The organism is Duganella sp. 1411 (genome assembly GCF_017833525.1).
Classification (GTDB): Bacteria; Pseudomonadota; Gammaproteobacteria; order Burkholderiales; family Burkholderiaceae_D; genus Rugamonas.
The window spans coordinates 153,428-170,034 of record NZ_JAFICD010000009.1 but is presented as its reverse complement, the minus strand read 5'-3'; the positions used below and the strand labels follow the sequence as shown (position 1 = coordinate 170,034).

Here is a 16,607-nt window from a genome sequence, read left to right as displayed (position 1 = left end):
TTCAGCGCGCGCGGGCCGCCGGCGCCGGGGCGGCCGCGCGGTGGTGGAGGCACAGCGAGCAGCCGGCACCGACCGCGAACCACAGATACCAATTGTACGAAAGATAATAGAACATATTGTCGCTGAAGCTGCACACCAGCAGGTTAATTACCAGCACCATCAGCGTGTAGCCGGCCAGCCGGTCGAACTTCACCAGCGGCCACAGCTGGCGCAGCATCGAGTAGGCCAGCCAGAAGAAAGTGACCAGGCCGAACACGCCCAGTTCGAACAGCAGCTGCACGTAGACGCTGTGGGCGCCGTAGTTGATCTTGCCGGCGAACGGGAAGAAGATGATCGAATACTTGATGAACGATTGCAGGCCGTTGCCGGTCAGGTAGCTCAGCGGCTGCATGTAGGCGATGCCGGTCTGCCACAGGTAGACGCGCCACGCGAACGAGTTGAGGTTGGCGTAGATGGTCACCTCGTTGCCGTGGCCCAGCTCCAGCAGGCGGTCGCCGACGCCGGGGATCAGCAGGCCGACCGCGCCGAGCACGCCCATGTAGATCAGGTAGCGGCGCTCGAAGATCAGCGCGTACAGGCCGAAGGCCAGGCCGACGGCGCTCCAGGCGGAACGCGTCTTGGTCAGCAGCAGCAAGCACAGCAGCACGATCAGGTACAGCGACATGAACACGCGCACCCGCATCGTGGCGTTGGCGGGCAAGGTCTTGAGCAGGTAGAACGCCAGCGCGATCACCACCGTCAGGTAGAACGCCAGCACGTTGGGGTGGCCGAAGGTACTTTTCAGGCGGAATTCACCGCCGATGTGGCCGCCGGCCATGGCCATCGAGACGAACGCGTACACCGCCGGGATGGCCGACGACCACATCACCAGTTTGAGGCAGGCGCGGAAATCCTCGCGGGTGCGCACGCAATAGTAGCCGCCGACGAACATGGCGAAGTACGACACCTGGGTCAGGAACAGGCGGGCGGCCTCGCCGCGCTCGGGCGACAGGATCAGGCCCAGCAAGGTGAGCAGCAGGAACGGCCACCAGGCGGTGTAGCCGCGCGACGGCATGTTGCGCGGCTGCTCGAGCACCAGCATGATGGCCAGCAAGATCACCATGCCGTTGATGACGCCGCCGATACCCAGCGGATAGCTGCCGATCGAGAAGCGGGTCAGCTCGAGCACGTTGTCGCCGCTGGCGCGCAGCACGATGATCATCAGCAAGGTGAGCTTGCGGTCGTAGATGATCAGCAGCCCGATCACCAGCGCCGCCGGCAACGCCAGCAGCTTGCCCAGGCTGCCGTTCATCAAGTCCACCAGCAGCGGCGTGGCCGCGCCCAGCACGGCGGCGGCCACCACCAGCAGCGCCCCGAGCAGGTAGACGGGGCGGAACGGGTGTTTCAGGATGTCGGGCGCTTTAAACGACTTGAGCGAGGGCAAATTGAGCAAGGTTGCCATAGGTACCTATCAAATATATAAACGGGGGCCGCGCTTGGCGGCGCGGCCCGGCAAAAAACCGCCTCAGGCGGGTTCGGCGGCCACGCGCAGCCGGCGCTTGCCGGGCAACAGCCGCACCAGCCAGGAACGGATCGCGTTCCATTCGCCGGTCTCGGGCCGGTGCGCGCCGCTGAACTGCCGGTAGCGCCACAGCAGGCGCGCCCCGCTGCGGGTGGCCAGCGCGCGCCGGTAGCGCAATTCGCGCTCGAGCGCCGGCGACTCGCCCAGGCCGCGCCGCAGCACGTCGGCCAGGCGCGCGAAGTCGGCGTCGAAATTGCGCCGGCCGCCGACGTCGACCAGCAGGCCGCCATGGTTGCAGAACGGCGCCGGATCGACGTAGGGCAGCCCGCGCAGCGCGCAGAACGAACGCATCAGGAAGCGCGAGATCGTCAGCGACAAGGTGGTCTGCTCCATGAACTTGGTGGCGCTGACGTTGTTGCCGTGCCAGCGGTAGCGGATCAGCGTCTGCGGCACGTTGTCGCACCGGCCCAGCACGGCGAGCTGGCCGAACAGGAAATAATCCTCGGCCAGGTTGGGCACCTCGAGGCTCTGCGCCGGCCCCAGCGCTTTTAAAAAGTCGACGCCGTAGCGCGCGCCCAGCTCGACCAGCGCGGCGCGCCGCAGCATGGCCGTCGGGTGCGCCACCGGATTGCGGAACAGCGCGGCGGCGGTGACGCGCGCGCGCCCCACCGGCACCGACATCTCGCCCAGCGGCGCGCCGGCCGCGTCGATCACGTCGGCTTGGCCGCCGATCGCCACGCAGTCGGGCTGGGCGGCGAAGGCGGCCAGCGACACGGCCATGCGGTCCGGCAAGCAGATATCGTCGGCGTCGTGCCGCATCACAAACTCGGCGTCGGCCAGCGCGAGGCCGGCGTTGAGCAGGCCCGACAGGCCCTTGGCCTGCGGCAGGCGGTGCAGCTCGATGCGCGCATCGCGCCGCTGGTACTCCAGCACCATCTCGGCGCTGCCGTCGTCGGAGCCATGGTCGAGCACCAGCGCGCGCCAATCGGGGAACGTTTGCGCCCGCAGGCTGTCGAGAGATTCCGCAAGGAAATCAACTCCGTTTTTCACCGGCAACAAGACATCGATCTTCGCCAACTTGGTACTCCTGCTAACGCGTTAAACAATACGGGACGCCGCACGGGTGGGCCCGGCCCGAGCGCCGGGACGCGGACGGGCCGCCGCCGGCGCGCGACCCGCTATTCTAGCATGCAAGAATAGCAATGGGCGTACCGCTGCGGCATCGTGCCGCCCGCCCCGCGCGCACGCTTGGATTCAAAATAATCCGATGGAAATGTCGATAACGTGTAAAATTCCCAACAAATGCTGCAGCGTAGCATAGCATGAGAAGGTGATCTAACGATACTGCGCCGTGTGCCCTGCGCGCGGCGCGCAAACAGTGAAAATAAGGAACGCGAATGAAAATTACGGTGATTGGATCGGGCTATGTGGGTCTGGTGACGGGCGCCTGCCTGGCAGAGCTGGGCAACTCGGTGTTTTGTCTCGATGTCGACGCGCGCAAGATCGACATCCTCAATAACGGCGGCGTGCCGATCTATGAGCCGGGCCTGAAGGAAATCATCGAGCGCAACCGCGCCGCCGGCCGCCTGACCTTCTCCACCGACGTCGCCGCCAGCGTCGCCCACGGCGACATCCAATTCATCGCGGTCGGCACCCCGCCCGACGAGGACGGCTCGGCCGACCTGCAATACGTCGTTGCTGCAGCGCGCAATATCGGCCGCCACATGACCGCGTTCAAGGTTGTCGTCGATAAATCGACGGTGCCCGTCGGCACCGGCGAGAAGGTGCGCGCCGCCATCGCCGAGGAGCTGGCCGCGCGCGGCGCCGACGTCGGCGTGACGGTGGTGTCGAACCCCGAGTTCCTCAAGGAAGGCGCGGCCGTCGACGACTTCATGCGTCCGGACCGCATCGTCATCGGCGCCGACACCGACGCCGCCGGCCAGCAGGCGCGAGACAAGATGCGCGAACTGTACGCCCCGCTCAACCGCAACCACGAACGCATCCTGTATATGGACGTGCGCTCGGCCGAGTTCACCAAGTACGCCGCCAACGCCATGCTGGCCACCCGCATCTCGTTCATGAACGAGCTGGCCAACCTGGCCGACAAGCTCGACGTCGACATCGAGAACGTGCGCAAGGGCATCGGCTCCGATCCGCGCATCGGCTTCTCCTTCCTGTACGCCGGCACCGGCTACGGCGGCTCGTGCTTCCCCAAAGACGTGCAGGCGCTGGTGCGCAGCGCCGGCGAGTTCGGCCAGCACCTGGAGATCCTCCACGCGGTCGAGTCGGTCAACAACCAGCAAAAGCAGATCTTGCTCGGCAAAATCACCGCCCGCCTCGGCGAGGACCTGAGCGGCAAGACCTTCGCCATGTGGGGCCTGGCCTTCAAGCCCAACACCGACGACATGCGCGCCGCCCCGAGCCGCGTGATGGTCAAGGAATTGCTCAAGCGCGGCGCCAAGGTGGTCGCCTTCGATCCGGTGTCGATGGAGGAGGCGCGCCACGCCTTCGAGCTGGACCTGGCCGAGCTGCCGGCCGAGCAGCGCCGCCTCAGCTATAGCGACGCGCCGATGAGCGCGGTCGACGGCGCCGACGCGCTGATCATCATGACCGAGTGGAAAGCGTTCAAGAGCCCGGACTTCGGCGCGCTCAAGGCCGCGCTGTCGCAACCGCTGATCTTCGACGGCCGCAACCTGTACGAGCCGGCCACGATGCGCAAGGAAGGCGTCGAATACCACGCGATCGGCCGCGCCGGCAAGCACGCCGGCTAGGACGGCTCGATGACTAGTTGGTTGAAGAACAAGGCGCGCCGGCTGGCCCAGCGCGCCGCGAACCTGCGCCGCTTCGTCGTGCTCGAGCGCGACTGGCTGGCGTACGGGCGCCACTACGGCGCCCGCCGCGAGGCCCAGGACAGCGCCGGCATCGTGGTGTCGCTGACATCCTACCCGCCGCGTTTTTCCACCCTGCACCTGACGCTCAAGTCGCTGCTGTCGCAGTCGCTGGCGCCGGCGCGCGTGGTGCTGTGGATCGCCCACGGCGACATGGACAAGCTGCCGCCGGCGGTGACGGCGCTGCGCGCGGCCGGGCTTGAGATCGAGGCCTGCGACGACACCCGTTCGTACAAGAAAATGATCCCGCTGCTGCAACAGGGCGAGGCGCGCACCATCGTCACCGCCGACGACGACGTCTATTACTGGCGCGACTGGCTGCGCCAGTTGGCCGACTCGCGCACCGCCGGCAAGCTCGAGGTGGTGTGCCACCGCATGCACCGCATGCGCCTCGGCGCCGACGGCCTGCCGCTGTCGTACAACGACTGGGAGTTCGAGTCCGCCAACACCGAATCGAGCCGGCTCAACTTCCCCACCGGCATCGGCGGCACCTTGTATCCGGCCGGCGTGTTCGGCCCCGAGGTGCTCGACGTCGACGCCTTCACGCGGCTGTGCCCGCGCGGCGACGACATCTGGTTCTGGTGGATGGCGCGCGCGCGCGGCGCCACCTTCCGCCGCGCCGACGCCAGCCACGAGATCTATTGCTGGGACGGCTCCCAGGAGGTGGCGCTGTGGCTCGACAACGTCGGCGCCCGCTACAACGACGAACAACTCCAGGCCATGATCGCGGCCTATGGTTTCACCAATGAAAGAAGCACCGCCTGATGTCCGCCATGTCGAACGCGCGCTGGCTCACGCTGGCGCAAGCGGCACGTATCGTGCTGCAACTGGTATCGCTGGTTATCCTGGCGCGCCTGCTCCCCCCTTCCGAATACGGCCTGCTGGCGATGGCCACCGTGGCCATGAACTTCGCCTACCTGCTGCGCGACATGGGCACCGCCGCCGCCATCGTGCAAAAGGAGGACCTGAGCGACCACACCACTAACACCGTGTTCTGGCTCAACGTCGGCATGGGCCTGCTGCTGGCGGCCGTGCTGTGCGCGGCCTCGCCGCTGGCGGCCTCGTACTTCCGCACCGAGCGCCTGGCGCCGGTGCTGTGCCTGCTGGCGGTGGCGTTCCCCGTCACCAGCGCCAGCGCCGTGCACCAGGCGCTGCTCGAGCGCCGCTCCGGCTTCCGCACGCTGGCGCGGGTCGAACTGGTGTCGGCGCTGTCGGGCCTGGTCGCGGCGGTGGTGCTGGCCTACGCCGGCTTCGGCGTCTACGCGCTGGTGTGGCAGACGCTGACGGCGGCGGCCGTGTCGACGGTCCAGCTTTGGCTGGCCAACAACTGGCGCCCGAAGCGGGTCTGGAGCAGCGAGGAGTTCAAGTCGCTGTGGGGCTTCAGCGGCAACCTGACCGGCTTTAGCTTCATTAACTTCTTCGCCCGCAACGCCGACAGCCTGGTCATCGGCCGCGTGCTCGGCCAGGTGCAGCTGGGCATCTACGCCCAGGCCTACAAGCTGATGATGTTCCCGTTGCAAAGCATGAGCGCGGTGGCCGGCCGGGCGCTGTTCCCCGTCATGAGCCGCCAGCAAAACGACCGTCCGCAGATGGCGCTGCTGTACCTGCGCGCGCTGCGCCTGATCGCCACCATGACGGCGCCGATGATGGCCGGCCTGTGGGTGCTGCGCGAACCGTTCGTCACCGTCGCGCTCGGGCCGAAATGGGCCTCCGTGCCGATCGTGCTGGCCTGGCTGGCGCCGGTCGGCTTCATCCAGTCGCTGATCACCACCACCGGCACCGTGTTCATGTCGACCGGACGCACCGACCTGATGATGCGGCTCGGCCTGCTCGGGGCGATTTTGCAGGTCGGCAGCTTCTTCATCGGCGTGCAATGGGGCATCGAGGGGGTGGCGATCTGCTACCTGATCGCCAACGTGCTCAACGGCTTGCCGCACTTCTACTACGCCACCCGCCAGCTGCACAGCGACCTCGGGGCGCTGACGCGCGCCATTTGGCAGGCGCCGCTGTTCGCGCTGCTGATGGTGGCGGCGATCTACCCGGCGCAGCAATGGCTGCTGGGCCGCCAGGCCGGACCGCAGGTGCAGCTGATCGTGGTCGCCCTGCTCGGCGCCGCCGTGTACGGCGCGCTGACGTTCGTGTTCTCGAAGGCGCTGGTGCAGGACCTGAAAAAAATGGCGGGCCTGGGCGGCAAATAATGGCCACCGCGCGCCGCCCGCCGTATTGATTCCTTCTTCTACCGGAGCGTCCCATGGGCACACTCGTTACGATCTACATCCCCACCAAGAACCGCGAGGCGCTGCTGCGCCGCGCGGTGCAGTCGGTGCTCGGCCAGACCCACGCCGACGTCGAGCTGATCATCGTCTCCGACGGCGCCACCGACGGCACCTGCGACTACGTGCGCAGCCTGCAAGGCCGACACAAGGTCAAGCTGATCCACAACGAAACGTCGCGCGGCGCCTGCGTTGCGCGCAACCAGGCGCTGGACATCGCCGAGGGCGAGTTCATCACCGGACTGGACGACGACGACATGTTCCTGCCGCACCGTCTGGAGCGCTTCCTGACGGCCTGGCGCGCGCGCGAGCAAACGGGCGAGCGCTTCTCGTGCCTGTTCGACCGCCGCATCGTCGACCAGGGCGGCGCGGTGACGTTGGCCAACGCGGCGCCGGTGGCCGAGCTGGAGGCGCTGCTGAGCGACAACATCATCGGCAACCAGGTGTTCACGACGCCGGCGCGCATGCGCGAGGTGGGCGGCTTCGACGCCGCCATGCCGGCCTGGCAGGACTGGGAAATGTGGGTGCGGCTGGTGGCGCACGGCGGCCCGGCGCACAACATCGGCGCCAACAGCTATTTGATGGACGTCTCGCACGAGTTCGAGCGCATCACGCTCAAATCGGGGGACAAGATCATCCAGGCCGCGCGGCTGTTCCATGCCAAGCACGGCAAGGGGCAAGGCGTGCGGCCCGGCTTGCTCGGCTCGCTGTGCGCCTATCCGCAGATCGAGCTGAGCCTGGGCGATCTGCTGACGATGGCGGGCGACCCGGCCACGCGCGGCCACGCGCTGCGGCGGCTGCGCCGCGGCAAGTTCAAGCCGACGATGGCCGGCACCCTGGCCTGAGACCCGAAAAGTCCATTCCATCCAAAACACTCGAAAACACTCTAAAACACGTAGGGCGGATTAGCGCAGCGTAATCCGCCATGCATGCGTATCGACGGCTCATCGCGTGGCGGATTACGGCGTTCCGCCTAATCCGCCCTACGTGTCTCCCAAAAAAAACGGCCCCGCAGGGCCGCTTTCGCACATCCAATCACCGCCATCGCGCCTCAGCGCGCCACCAGCGCGTGCCCGCGCGGATCGTTGGCCGCCACCAGCTGGCGCAGGAAGTCCTGCTGCACCGCATACGCGGCCGCCGTCTCGCTCTGGTCGCGCACCAGGGTCGAGGCGCGCACCAGGATGCCGTCGGCAACCTTGCCGGCCACGCCGTCGCGGAAGATCTTCATGCGCATGTCGAAGCCGCCCTGCGGGTAGGCGTCGCTGATGCGGGTCCAGTAGGTGACCGCCTCGAGCCGGTTCTGGCTGGACGCGACCATGTGCTTGCCCGGCAAGGTGCCGGCCGGCGTCACCGCCAGCTGCGCCGGACTGAGCGCGATGACCTTGTAGCCCTGGGCCGGATAGCAGATCTCCGGCAGGTGCAGCTTGACGTCCTGGCGCTGCTCCTTGGCATAGGCCAGCGCCAGCATCACCTGCACGCCGTCGCGGTTGACATAGGTGCGCATCAGCACGTCGTCGTACGGCTGCTCAAGGCTGCGGCCGCCGTCGTCGGCGGTCGACAGCTCGGCCTGGGCGTTGGCGTTGGGCACCTCGGTCCAGTCGCCGAAGCGGGTCGGCACGCTGGTGGCCAGGGTGGTGCCGCCGGCCACCGTCGCCAGCGACGGCGTCAGCGCGTGCGCCACGGCGACGGTGCCGACCATGGCCACCAGCATCGCCAGCGCCGGACGCAGCGCGACGTGGGTCAGCTGGCGCCAGGCGCCGGCGGCCACGGCCGGCAGTTGCAGGCCGGCCTGTTCGTCGTCGTCTTTTTTGGTGCGGTTGCGCACCAGCCAGCTCAGGGCGCTGTCGACGCCGATGATCAGCAGCAGCGCCGACAGGAACAGCACCAGCCCCGAGAAGCCGTGCAGGAAGCCCTGGCCGGCGGCGTCGCCGAGGTGGTAGGTGATCAGCGACAGGAACACGATGCGCAGCGTGTTGGCGGCGAACGAGATCGGCACGATCAACGTGGCCAGCACGACGTTGCGCACCACCGACGGGTGGCGCACCAGGTTCATGTACAGCAGCCCGAGCGCCTCCAGGGTGAACAGCGAGTTCAGGCCGGCGCAGGCGTCGGCCACCAGCAACTGGTACTGGCCGATGGTGAGGATCACGCCGCTGCGCGCGATCGGGTAGCCGAACCAGTACAGCAAATGCTCGGTGGCGGTCGAGACGGCGATCTTCATCGGCAACGTGACGACGTCGACGACCGAGGCCGGCAGCGGGATCATGAACAGCATGAAGAAGAAGGCGAACCACATGCGCGACCAGGTGCGCACGCCGTAGAAGGCGATCAGCACGCCGCTGAGCACGGGGATCAGCGAGCCGACCTCGAGCAGCAGCACGCCCTGCGAGCGGCCCAGCGCGTAGCACGCCAGGCCGAACAGCAGCGCGGCGCATCCGGCGACCGGCGCCGGGCGGCGCTCGAAGCGGTCCTGCGACAGCAGCTGGCGCATGCGGAAATACAGGAAGCCGAAGGCGACCGTCATGACGATCGGCCCGTGGGCGTTGCGGTCCGAGCTCCAGGCGCCGTGGAACAGGTCCCAGAACGTCGGCAGGTACACCACACCCAGCCCGGCCAGCAGGAGGATCGACGGCGCCAGCGCCGCGCGCGGCGTGCTGACAGGTTGGGTGAGCATGGTGTCCATCGCGGTCAGAAGTTGTTGAGGACGGTGCCGACGAGGTGCACGCGCGCTTCGTTGAGCGCGCCGATCAGGTTGTGCACGTGGTTGACGTGGCTGGCGTCCTGGCGCGTGACGACCAGCGCGGCGCCGGCGCGGCCGGCGACCATCTGCGCGTCCGAGCATTCGCCGCCGGCCGGGGTGTCGATCAGGATCACGTCGAATTGCGGGGCCAGCTCGCGTAGCAGCTTGCCCAGCGCCGGACGGCCCAGCAGTTCGGACGGGTTCGGCGGCGGCGCGCCGGCCGTCAGCACCGACAGGTCCAGCAACGCCGGCACCCGCTGCACCGCCTCGACGCCGTTGCGGTCCGACAGCACCGACGACAGGCCGACCCGGTTTTCCAGGCCGAACAGCGCGTGCTGGCTGGGGTTGCGCATGTCGGCGTCGATCAGCAGGGTGCGCTGGCCTTGTTGCGAGAACACCACCGCCAGGTTGGCGGCCAGGAAGCTGCGGCCGTCGCCGCGCTCGGCGCCGGTGATGGCCAGCGCGCGGCGCTCGTCGCCGGTCTCGAACCAGCGCCACATCAGCTGGTTGCGCAGCGCCCGCAGCGATTCGACGCGGGCGGTGAACGGTTCATAGGCGGCCACCACCGATTCGCTGATGGCGCTCTCGCCGCGCAGCAGGTAGGGGTAGTCGTACTGGCGCGACAGCGCGAACTCGATGTCGGCCGTGGTCAGCACGCCCAGCGCCAGCGCGGCGTCGCCGAAGCGCACGTTGTGCTCGACCTGGTGGCGCATCACCTTTTCGGCGTCGGCCACCGACAGGCGCCCCTGTTTGATCAGGATGGCGCCGATCGAGCGGTCCGGCACGGACGCCGTGTGCGGCTTGTCGCGCAGTTCCGGCGCCGGGTAGGATGGGACGGTGGAATTCGAATTCATGTGGATGCTCCGTGTGTGTCGGTGTGCCCGGTTGCGGGTCGGGTCGTTACTGCAGCTGCGCCATCGGCGCGGCCGGGCGGTTGCGGCGCAGCACGCGCTTGGCCGCGCGCGGCGTGGCGATCACGCCCAGCACCGGCAGGCCGAAGGCGTCGGCCATGTGGGCCGCCGAGCGCACCCGCTGGTCGAGCATTTCGAGCAGCAGCACGGCGCCGCCGCCGAGGATGGTGCCGATCACCAGCGACAGCGCCAGGTTCAGCAGCAGGCGCGGCGAGGACGGCGACGACGGCGTGCTGGCCGTCGACAGCACGGCGATGTCGGACTGCTTGGACTGGCCCTCGAGGTTGGTGGCGTTGTAGCGCTGCATGGCCGACTCGTACGAGCGGCGGGCGTTGTCGGCCTCGTTGCTGAGCACGACGAACTCGTCGCGCGCGCCGTTCATCTCCAGCACGCGCGCTTTTTGCGCGGCCAGCGCGGCGCGCAGTTCGCCCTCGCGCTGCTTGTAGATGGTGTTGGTGCCGGCCACGCCGCTCGAGGCGATGCGGATCTGCTCGTTCAGGCTGGCACGCAGCTTGTCGACCTCGGACTTGGCGGCGATGTATTGCGGGTGGTTCGGCGCCAGGCGCGCCGAGGTGTCGGCCAGCTTGGCCTCGGCCATCGCCAGGCTCGACTTCAGGCCCTGGATCAGGCCGTTATTCAGCACGTCCGGCGAGCCCTCGGCGTTGCCGCTGGCCTGGCGCGAGCGCGATTGCGCTTCCATCGACTGGTTCTGGGCCTGCACCAGTTGGCTCGACAGTTCATTCAGGCGCGCCATCTCGACGTCGACGCGGGTGTCGGCGTTGTAGATGTTGTTGTCCTTCTGGTACTTCGACAGCCGGCTCTGGGCCACCTCGTACTGCTCGCGCAGCAGCTTGATCTGGGTGTTGATGAAGCCGGAGGCCTGTTGCGCCGGATCGGTCTTCAGCTGCACGGAAAACTGCATGTAGGCGTCGGCGAAGGCGTTGGCGACGGCGGCGACGAACTTCGGATCGCTGCCCTGGAAATTAATGGTCAGCACGCTGGAGTCGCGCGCCGGCTCGATGTCGACCTTGGCCAGCAACAGGTTGGCCAGCCATTCCTTGATGGTCAGGTCGGTGTTGCCCTTGACCGAGTCGTTGAACTGCTGCTGCACGGCCGGGTTGTCGGCCAGGCGCAGGTTGTCGACCACCTTCAGCGCGACGCTCTTGCTGCGGATGATGTCGGCCTGGGTGACGACGTAGCCGGACATCATCTGCACCGGCAGGCTCATGCCGGTGACCGGGTCGACGCCCTTGGTGTTGAGCACCAGCGCGGTGCTGGCCTTGTAGACCTTGGGCAGCAGCAGGCTGATGACCACCGTGGCGGCGACCGTCACGGCCAGGATCATCAGCACGATCTTGTAGCGGGCGCGCAGCGCCAGGATCAAATGGGTGAAATTCATGGTTGTCTCTCAAAAAGGGGCGGACGGGCCGCGGGCCGGCTGGCCGGCGGCCGGCACTATCAGAACAGGCTCTCGCGCACGTACAGCACGTCGTCGTTCTGCACCAGGTCGTCGTACTTGGCCTCGAGGATCTGCAGCTTGCCCTCGGCGTCGCGGCGCTTGATGCGCAGGCCGCGCTCGGTGCCGCGCGCGGTCAGGCCGCCGCCGGCGGCCAGCGCCTGCAGCACCGTCATCGAGCGTTCGATGCGGAACATGCCGGGACGCTGCACCTCGCCGTAGATGTAGAAGCGCGGCGCGCGCTCGACGTAGACGACGTCGTTGCCGCTCAGGTCGAGGTCGGCCTTCATATTGCTCGTGCGCACCAGCTCGGCGACGTCGATGACGTCCTTGGTGGTGGCGCCGTTGCGCGTGCGCAGCACGGTGACGGTGTCGCCGCCGTCGGCGCTGACGCCGCCGGCCAGCGCCAGCACGTCGAGCACGCTACGGCTGCCGTCCAGCGGATAGCGGCCCGGACGGCCCACCTGGCCCAGCACCGACACCTGCTGGCTCTGCAGCACGGTGACGATCATGTTGACCTGCGGGTTCTTGACGAAGCCGCCCGACACCAGCAGCTGGGCGATCTTCTTTTCCGCCGACGCCGTCGGCAGGCCGGCCACCGCCACCTGGCCCACCAGCGGGAAGGTGATGAAGCCGGACGCGCTCACGCGCGTCTCGGTGGTCAGGTCGGGGTTGTTGTAGACCGAGATCTTGACCACGTCGCCAGGTCCGAGCAGCAGCTCGGCGGCGTTGGCCGCGTTCAGGGTCAGCGCCAGCAGCGACGCCATCATCCAAAATACGATTCGTTTCATAATAGGTTCTCCGTAGGGTGCGATTGGGCTCGGCCCGGTCGGGCCGCTCGTCATTTCAGTCCGGCCACGCCGCGGGCGGTGGCGTCGTCGCGCCCGGCGGCCGGGGCCGCGGTCGCGGCCGGCGCGGCCGCCGGCTTGGCCGACGGCTCGTCGGCCTTGCTGGCGTACTCGATCTTGCTGGCCGCGCGCAGGCGCGCCAGCTCGGCCGCCGCCGCCTCCTTGCCGCGCGTGTTCATCAGGTATTGCTCGATCTGCGGCGTCGACGCGGCCAGGTCGACCGGCGTGTCGCGCACGTCGGTGATGGTGACGACGGTGCTGCGCTCGCCCTCGCGGATGATGAACAACTGGCCCTTGGGCAGCGCCAGCAGCTTGTCGCCCAGCGCCGGCGCCAGGTCGGCGTAGCTGCGCGAGATCTGGTTGCGCTGGTACTTGACGTCCTTGCGGTCGAGCAAGGCGGAGACGTCGTCGAGCGACTTGGCGGCGTCGATGTCCTTTTTGAGGTCGTCGGTCAGGTCGGCCGTCGCCAGCAGCAGCTGGCGCATGTCGATCGTCTTACGCTGGGCGAACAGCGCCGGGTGTTGCTCGAAGTAGGCCTTGACCTCTTCCTTGGTCGGCTTGGCCGGCGTGCCGATCTTCTTCTGCAGATAGGCTTGCGCCAGGATCAGCGACTTGGCGCGCTCGATCGCCTGCACCACCTTGGGGTCGCGGTCGGTCTTGTCCTTGACGGCCTCGTTGATCAGCAGCTGGCGGTCGACCAGCGACGCCAGGATTTGCGGCCGGGCCTGCTGTTGCTGGGCGCCGGGCACGCCCGAGCGCGCCAGTTCCTCGTTCAGCTGCAACGCGGTGATTTCCTCGCCGCCGACCTTGACGAGCGCCTGGCCGGACTTCTGGTCGCCCTTGCCGCAGGCGGCCAGGCCGGCCACCAGCAGCAGCGCCAGGGCGCCGCCGCCGACGCGGCGCAGGGGGTGGCGCAGGGGGGCGCGGACAGCGGCGCCGGCATGTTGGCCGTCAAATTGTGTATGGTTCAAAATAGTCTTCCTCGGTCATTCGTGGCGGCGGCGCGGCCCTCGGCCGGCGTGGGGGCAGAGTATGCGTTCCGCTCAAACGATTGTCAATATTATAAAGGCTATGCATTAAATGCAACCTCAACCCGGATTGTGGCACAAATATCGCAATGCAGCATTCCTATTCGACGCCCTCCCCGTCAATGCGCGTTCTCGCGCTTGGCCACCACCAGCACGGTGCGCACGATGATCCACAAATCGAGCCACAGCGACCAGTTGCGCAGGTAGTCGAGGTCGTACTCGATGCGCGCCTCCATCTTGTCGAGCGTCTCGGTCTCGCCGCGCAGGCCGTTGACCTGGGCCCAGCCGGTGATGCCCGGCTTGACCTTGTGGCGCAGCATGTAGCCCTTGATCAGCTTGCGGTACTGCTCGTTGTGGGCGACCGCGTGCGGGCGCGGCCCGACGATGCTCATGCGCCCCTGCAGCACGTTGAGGAACTGCGGCAGCTCGTCGAGCGAGCTGCGGCGCAGGAAGCCGCCGACCGGCGTGATGCGCTGGTCGCCTTTCTTGGCCTGCACCACCTTGTCGCCGTTCTCGGTCACCGTCATCGAGCGGAACTTGTAGACGATGATCTCCTCGCCGTTGAGGCCGTAGCGCCGCTGGGGGAAGATGATCGGTCCCGGCGAGGTCAGCTTGATGGCCACGGCGATCACCAGCATCACCGGGATCAGCAGGATCTGGATCGCCAGCGCCAGCACGATGTCGCTGCAGCGCTTGATGATGCTGTTGACGCCGGTGAACGGCGACTCGCGGATGCCGATCACCGGCATGCCGCCGACGCTGCCGAAGCGCGCCTGCATCAGGTCGAACACATAGATGTCGGGCAGGAAGTAGACCGACGCGGTGGTGTCCTCGAGCTCGTCGAGCAGCTGGCGGATGCGCGGCTGGGCCGAGATCGGCTGGCTGATGAAGATCATCTTGATCTGGTGCTGGCGCACGTAGGCGGCGATGTCGGACATGCGGCCGAGCATCGGATGGGCCACGCCCTCGACGCGGCGCTCCGGGCCGCGGTCGTCGAAGTAGCCGTGCACGTTCATCAGCAGGTTGGGCAGGCGGCCGATGGTGGCGGCGAACTTGACGCTGACGTCGTTGGCGCCGACGATCACGACCGAGCTCAACTGGCCGCGGCGGGGGTCGGCGCCGAGCCGGTGCGCGGCCAGGTGGCACAGCAGCATGGCCAGCGGCGTGGCCGCCATCCACACCACGACCACGGTGCGGTCGTAGTGCGGCACCATGCCGCTGGCGTAGCCGATCAGGATCAGCAGCACCACCGTCAGCAGCCAGCCCAGCACCAGGTCGCGCGCGGCGGCCCAGCGCCCGCCGGTGTGCCAGCTGCGGTATGGATCGATGTACTTGTAGACCGACGAGGCGACGAAGAAGGCGATGATCGTCAGCACCAGCGAGTACCCGGTGAAGCTGGCGCCCAGCGCGACGGTGCACAAATACAACATCCCCATGATGATCAGGGGATCGACCACGCGCTCGAAAAAGGTGATCAGGGGACTCTCATTGACCGTCATGACGCTTAAAACTTTACGGTGGCGTTAAACGAGAGGCCCTTGGCGCGGTAGCTCGACGTGGCCGCCGCGGCGCTGCCGGAGCGGCGGCTGGTGAAGCCGTTCAGGCTCAGGCTGACCTGGCGCCACGCCTGGTAGGTGACGCCGAGCGAGGCGGTGCGGGCGTTGTCGGTCAGCCCGCCCAGGCCGGTGATGCCGGTGAGCGGCTCGAACTCGCGCCGCTCGTACTTGACGTTGCCGGTGTAGGTCAGCTTGGCCGTCGGCGACCACGCGGCGCCGGCGCTGACGCCGGTGCTCAGCGCGCTGTTGACGAAGACGCCCTCGGCGGCGCCGAACTCGCGCCACACCATGGCGTTGAACTGGGTGTGGCCCAGCGGCGTCCAGTTGGCGATCAGGCGGCCGTTGACGCCGCTGTCGTCGCGCTGCTTGTCGGTGTCGTGGGTGCGCCGCACCCAGCCGCCGAGGAAGGTGACCTGGGTCACGCCGCTGGCGAGCCAGTGGACGTTGACCTTGAGCTCGTCCTGGTCGTAGCCGTTGTCGATGGACACGCCGGTGACCGGGTTGACGCCCTGGTTCGGATACTCGCCCTTGAGCTTGCGCGCCACCATGCCGAAGGTGCTGCCGCTGCTGGCGATGTAGTCGAAGCCGGTTTCGGCGGCCTTCTCGGTGCGGTTGTTATAGCTTTGCGACGGCAGGTCGAAGCCGAAGCGTTCGTTGACGTAGCCGGCGTGGACCTGCCACGACGGGTGGAAGCGCCAGTTGCCGTCGACGTAACGCTTGGTGTCGGTACGGATGTTGCGCTCGCTCGAGCCGAAGTCGGCGAACGAGGCCAGCGACTCGCTGTAGCTGGCGCCGGCGTGGCCGTTCAGGTGGTTGCCCAGCTGCCACTGCCATTCGGCGGCGGCGTCCTTGCCTGTATAGTCGAGTTGGCTGTTCTTGTCGAACGCGACCTTGCTGGCGCGCACCGACGCGGTCACCACCTGGCGCCCGATCGGACGCTCCATGCCGACCCCGGCCACCAGGGTGGTGTAGGTGTCGGACTCGGCCGCGCCGGAGTTTTTGGTGTTGTCACGGCGCAGCAAATTGTCGTCGTAGGCGTAGCCAGCCGATACATACGGCTGGAACGTGTCGCTGATCTGGGCCCGCGCGGAGGCGGTGAACAGGCCGCTGATAATGAGCGGCAACGCGATGAGTTTCCCGGCGCCGGGCGCGCGCATCAGGCCCACGGTGCGGTCCGCGTCGACAGGGGAAACAGCCGGGATGTTCTTGTATGCGATCTCAACATTTTTTTGCTCTTAGTCCTAGAGAGTGTGCGCCCGGGACGGCGCACCGTGGAAAACCCCGTAAAACCGCCTCGTCCGGCGCGCAACAAAGCCTGGCCGCGACGGCGACGCTGAATCATATCACCGTGATAACAAGACTTCCACACATTACATTTTTGACGGCGGCCGGCGCTCGCCGACGCC

13 protein-coding genes are annotated in these 16,607 nt (G+C 67.5%); 4 read left to right on the top strand and 9 right to left on the bottom strand.

Annotated features, from left to right (window positions below):
- Position 1: 1 nt before the first annotated feature.
- Together JOD97_RS30010 and JOD97_RS30005 are read right to left on the bottom strand one after the other, a co-directional pair.
- Entirely contained in the window at positions 2-1,441 is a 1,440-nt protein-coding gene (locus JOD97_RS30010) for an O-antigen ligase (RefSeq protein ID WP_209726470.1), read from the bottom strand.
- A gap of 63 nt (positions 1,442-1,504) precedes the next feature.
- On the bottom strand, positions 1,505-2,578 hold the full coding sequence (locus JOD97_RS30005) for a glycosyltransferase (RefSeq protein ID WP_209726469.1): 1,074 nt from the start codon (positions 2,576-2,578) through the stop codon (positions 1,505-1,507).
- A 320-nt stretch (positions 2,579-2,898) separates the two neighbouring features.
- Here JOD97_RS30005 and JOD97_RS30000 point away from each other — a divergent pair, with 320 nt between their 5' ends.
- The 4 genes from JOD97_RS30000 to JOD97_RS29985 are packed head-to-tail and all read left to right on the top strand — an operon-like array spanning position 2,899 to position 7,507.
- Positions 2,899-4,272 (top strand): UDP-glucose/GDP-mannose dehydrogenase family protein, encoded by a 1,374-nt coding sequence (locus tag JOD97_RS30000; protein ID WP_209726468.1) that lies wholly within the window; start codon positions 2,899-2,901, stop codon positions 4,270-4,272.
- A 9-nt stretch (positions 4,273-4,281) separates the two neighbouring features.
- Positions 4,282-5,154: a hypothetical protein gene (locus JOD97_RS29995; RefSeq protein WP_209726467.1), complete on the top strand. Its 873-nt coding sequence runs from the start codon at positions 4,282-4,284 to the stop codon at positions 5,152-5,154.
- Positions 5,154-6,587 (top strand): MOP flippase family protein, encoded by a 1,434-nt coding sequence (locus JOD97_RS29990; RefSeq protein ID WP_209726466.1) that lies wholly within the window; start codon positions 5,154-5,156, stop codon positions 6,585-6,587. Before JOD97_RS29995 ends, JOD97_RS29990 begins: the two co-directional genes overlap by 1 nt.
- Before the next feature lie 53 nt (positions 6,588-6,640).
- A complete protein-coding gene (locus tag JOD97_RS29985) occupies positions 6,641-7,507 on the top strand; it encodes a glycosyltransferase (RefSeq protein WP_209726465.1) in 867 nt (288 codons plus the stop codon).
- A gap of 206 nt (positions 7,508-7,713) precedes the next feature.
- Here the strand turns inward: JOD97_RS29985 and xrtB are convergent, their stop codons facing one another.
- The 7 genes from xrtB to epsL all read right to left on the bottom strand — a co-directional run bounded on the left by xrtB (position 7,714) and on the right by epsL (position 16,358).
- Positions 7,714-9,336 carry an exosortase B gene (gene xrtB / locus JOD97_RS29980; RefSeq protein ID WP_308937261.1) on the bottom strand — a complete coding sequence of 541 codons (1,623 nt, stop codon included), beginning with the start codon at positions 9,334-9,336 and terminating at the stop codon, positions 7,714-7,716.
- 14 nt (positions 9,337-9,350) lie between these two features.
- Entirely contained in the window at positions 9,351-10,256 is a 906-nt protein-coding gene (epsG, locus tag JOD97_RS29975; protein WP_209726463.1) for a chain length determinant protein tyrosine kinase EpsG, read from the bottom strand.
- 46 nt (positions 10,257-10,302) lie between these two features.
- The gene (gene epsF, locus JOD97_RS29970) at positions 10,303-11,712 is read right to left on the bottom strand and encodes a chain length determinant protein EpsF (RefSeq protein WP_209726462.1); all 1,410 of its coding nucleotides are present in this window, start codon (positions 11,710-11,712) and stop codon (positions 10,303-10,305) included.
- A 59-nt stretch (positions 11,713-11,771) separates the two neighbouring features.
- Positions 11,772-12,560 (bottom strand): polysaccharide export protein EpsE, encoded by a 789-nt coding sequence (gene epsE / locus JOD97_RS29965; protein ID WP_209726461.1) that lies wholly within the window; start codon positions 12,558-12,560, stop codon positions 11,772-11,774.
- A 50-nt stretch (positions 12,561-12,610) separates the two neighbouring features.
- Entirely contained in the window at positions 12,611-13,588 is a 978-nt protein-coding gene (locus JOD97_RS29960) for an EpsD family peptidyl-prolyl cis-trans isomerase (RefSeq protein ID WP_229264822.1), read from the bottom strand.
- 176 nt (positions 13,589-13,764) lie between these two features.
- Positions 13,765-15,144 (bottom strand): undecaprenyl-phosphate glucose phosphotransferase, encoded by a 1,380-nt coding sequence (locus JOD97_RS29955; protein WP_209726460.1) that lies wholly within the window; start codon positions 15,142-15,144, stop codon positions 13,765-13,767.
- 5 nt (positions 15,145-15,149) lie between these two features.
- Complete coding sequence (gene epsL / locus JOD97_RS29950; RefSeq protein WP_229264840.1) at positions 15,150-16,358, bottom strand: XrtB/PEP-CTERM-associated polysaccharide biosynthesis outer membrane protein EpsL; 1,209 nt, start codon at positions 16,356-16,358, stop codon at positions 15,150-15,152.
- Positions 16,359-16,607: the final 249 nt, after the last annotated feature.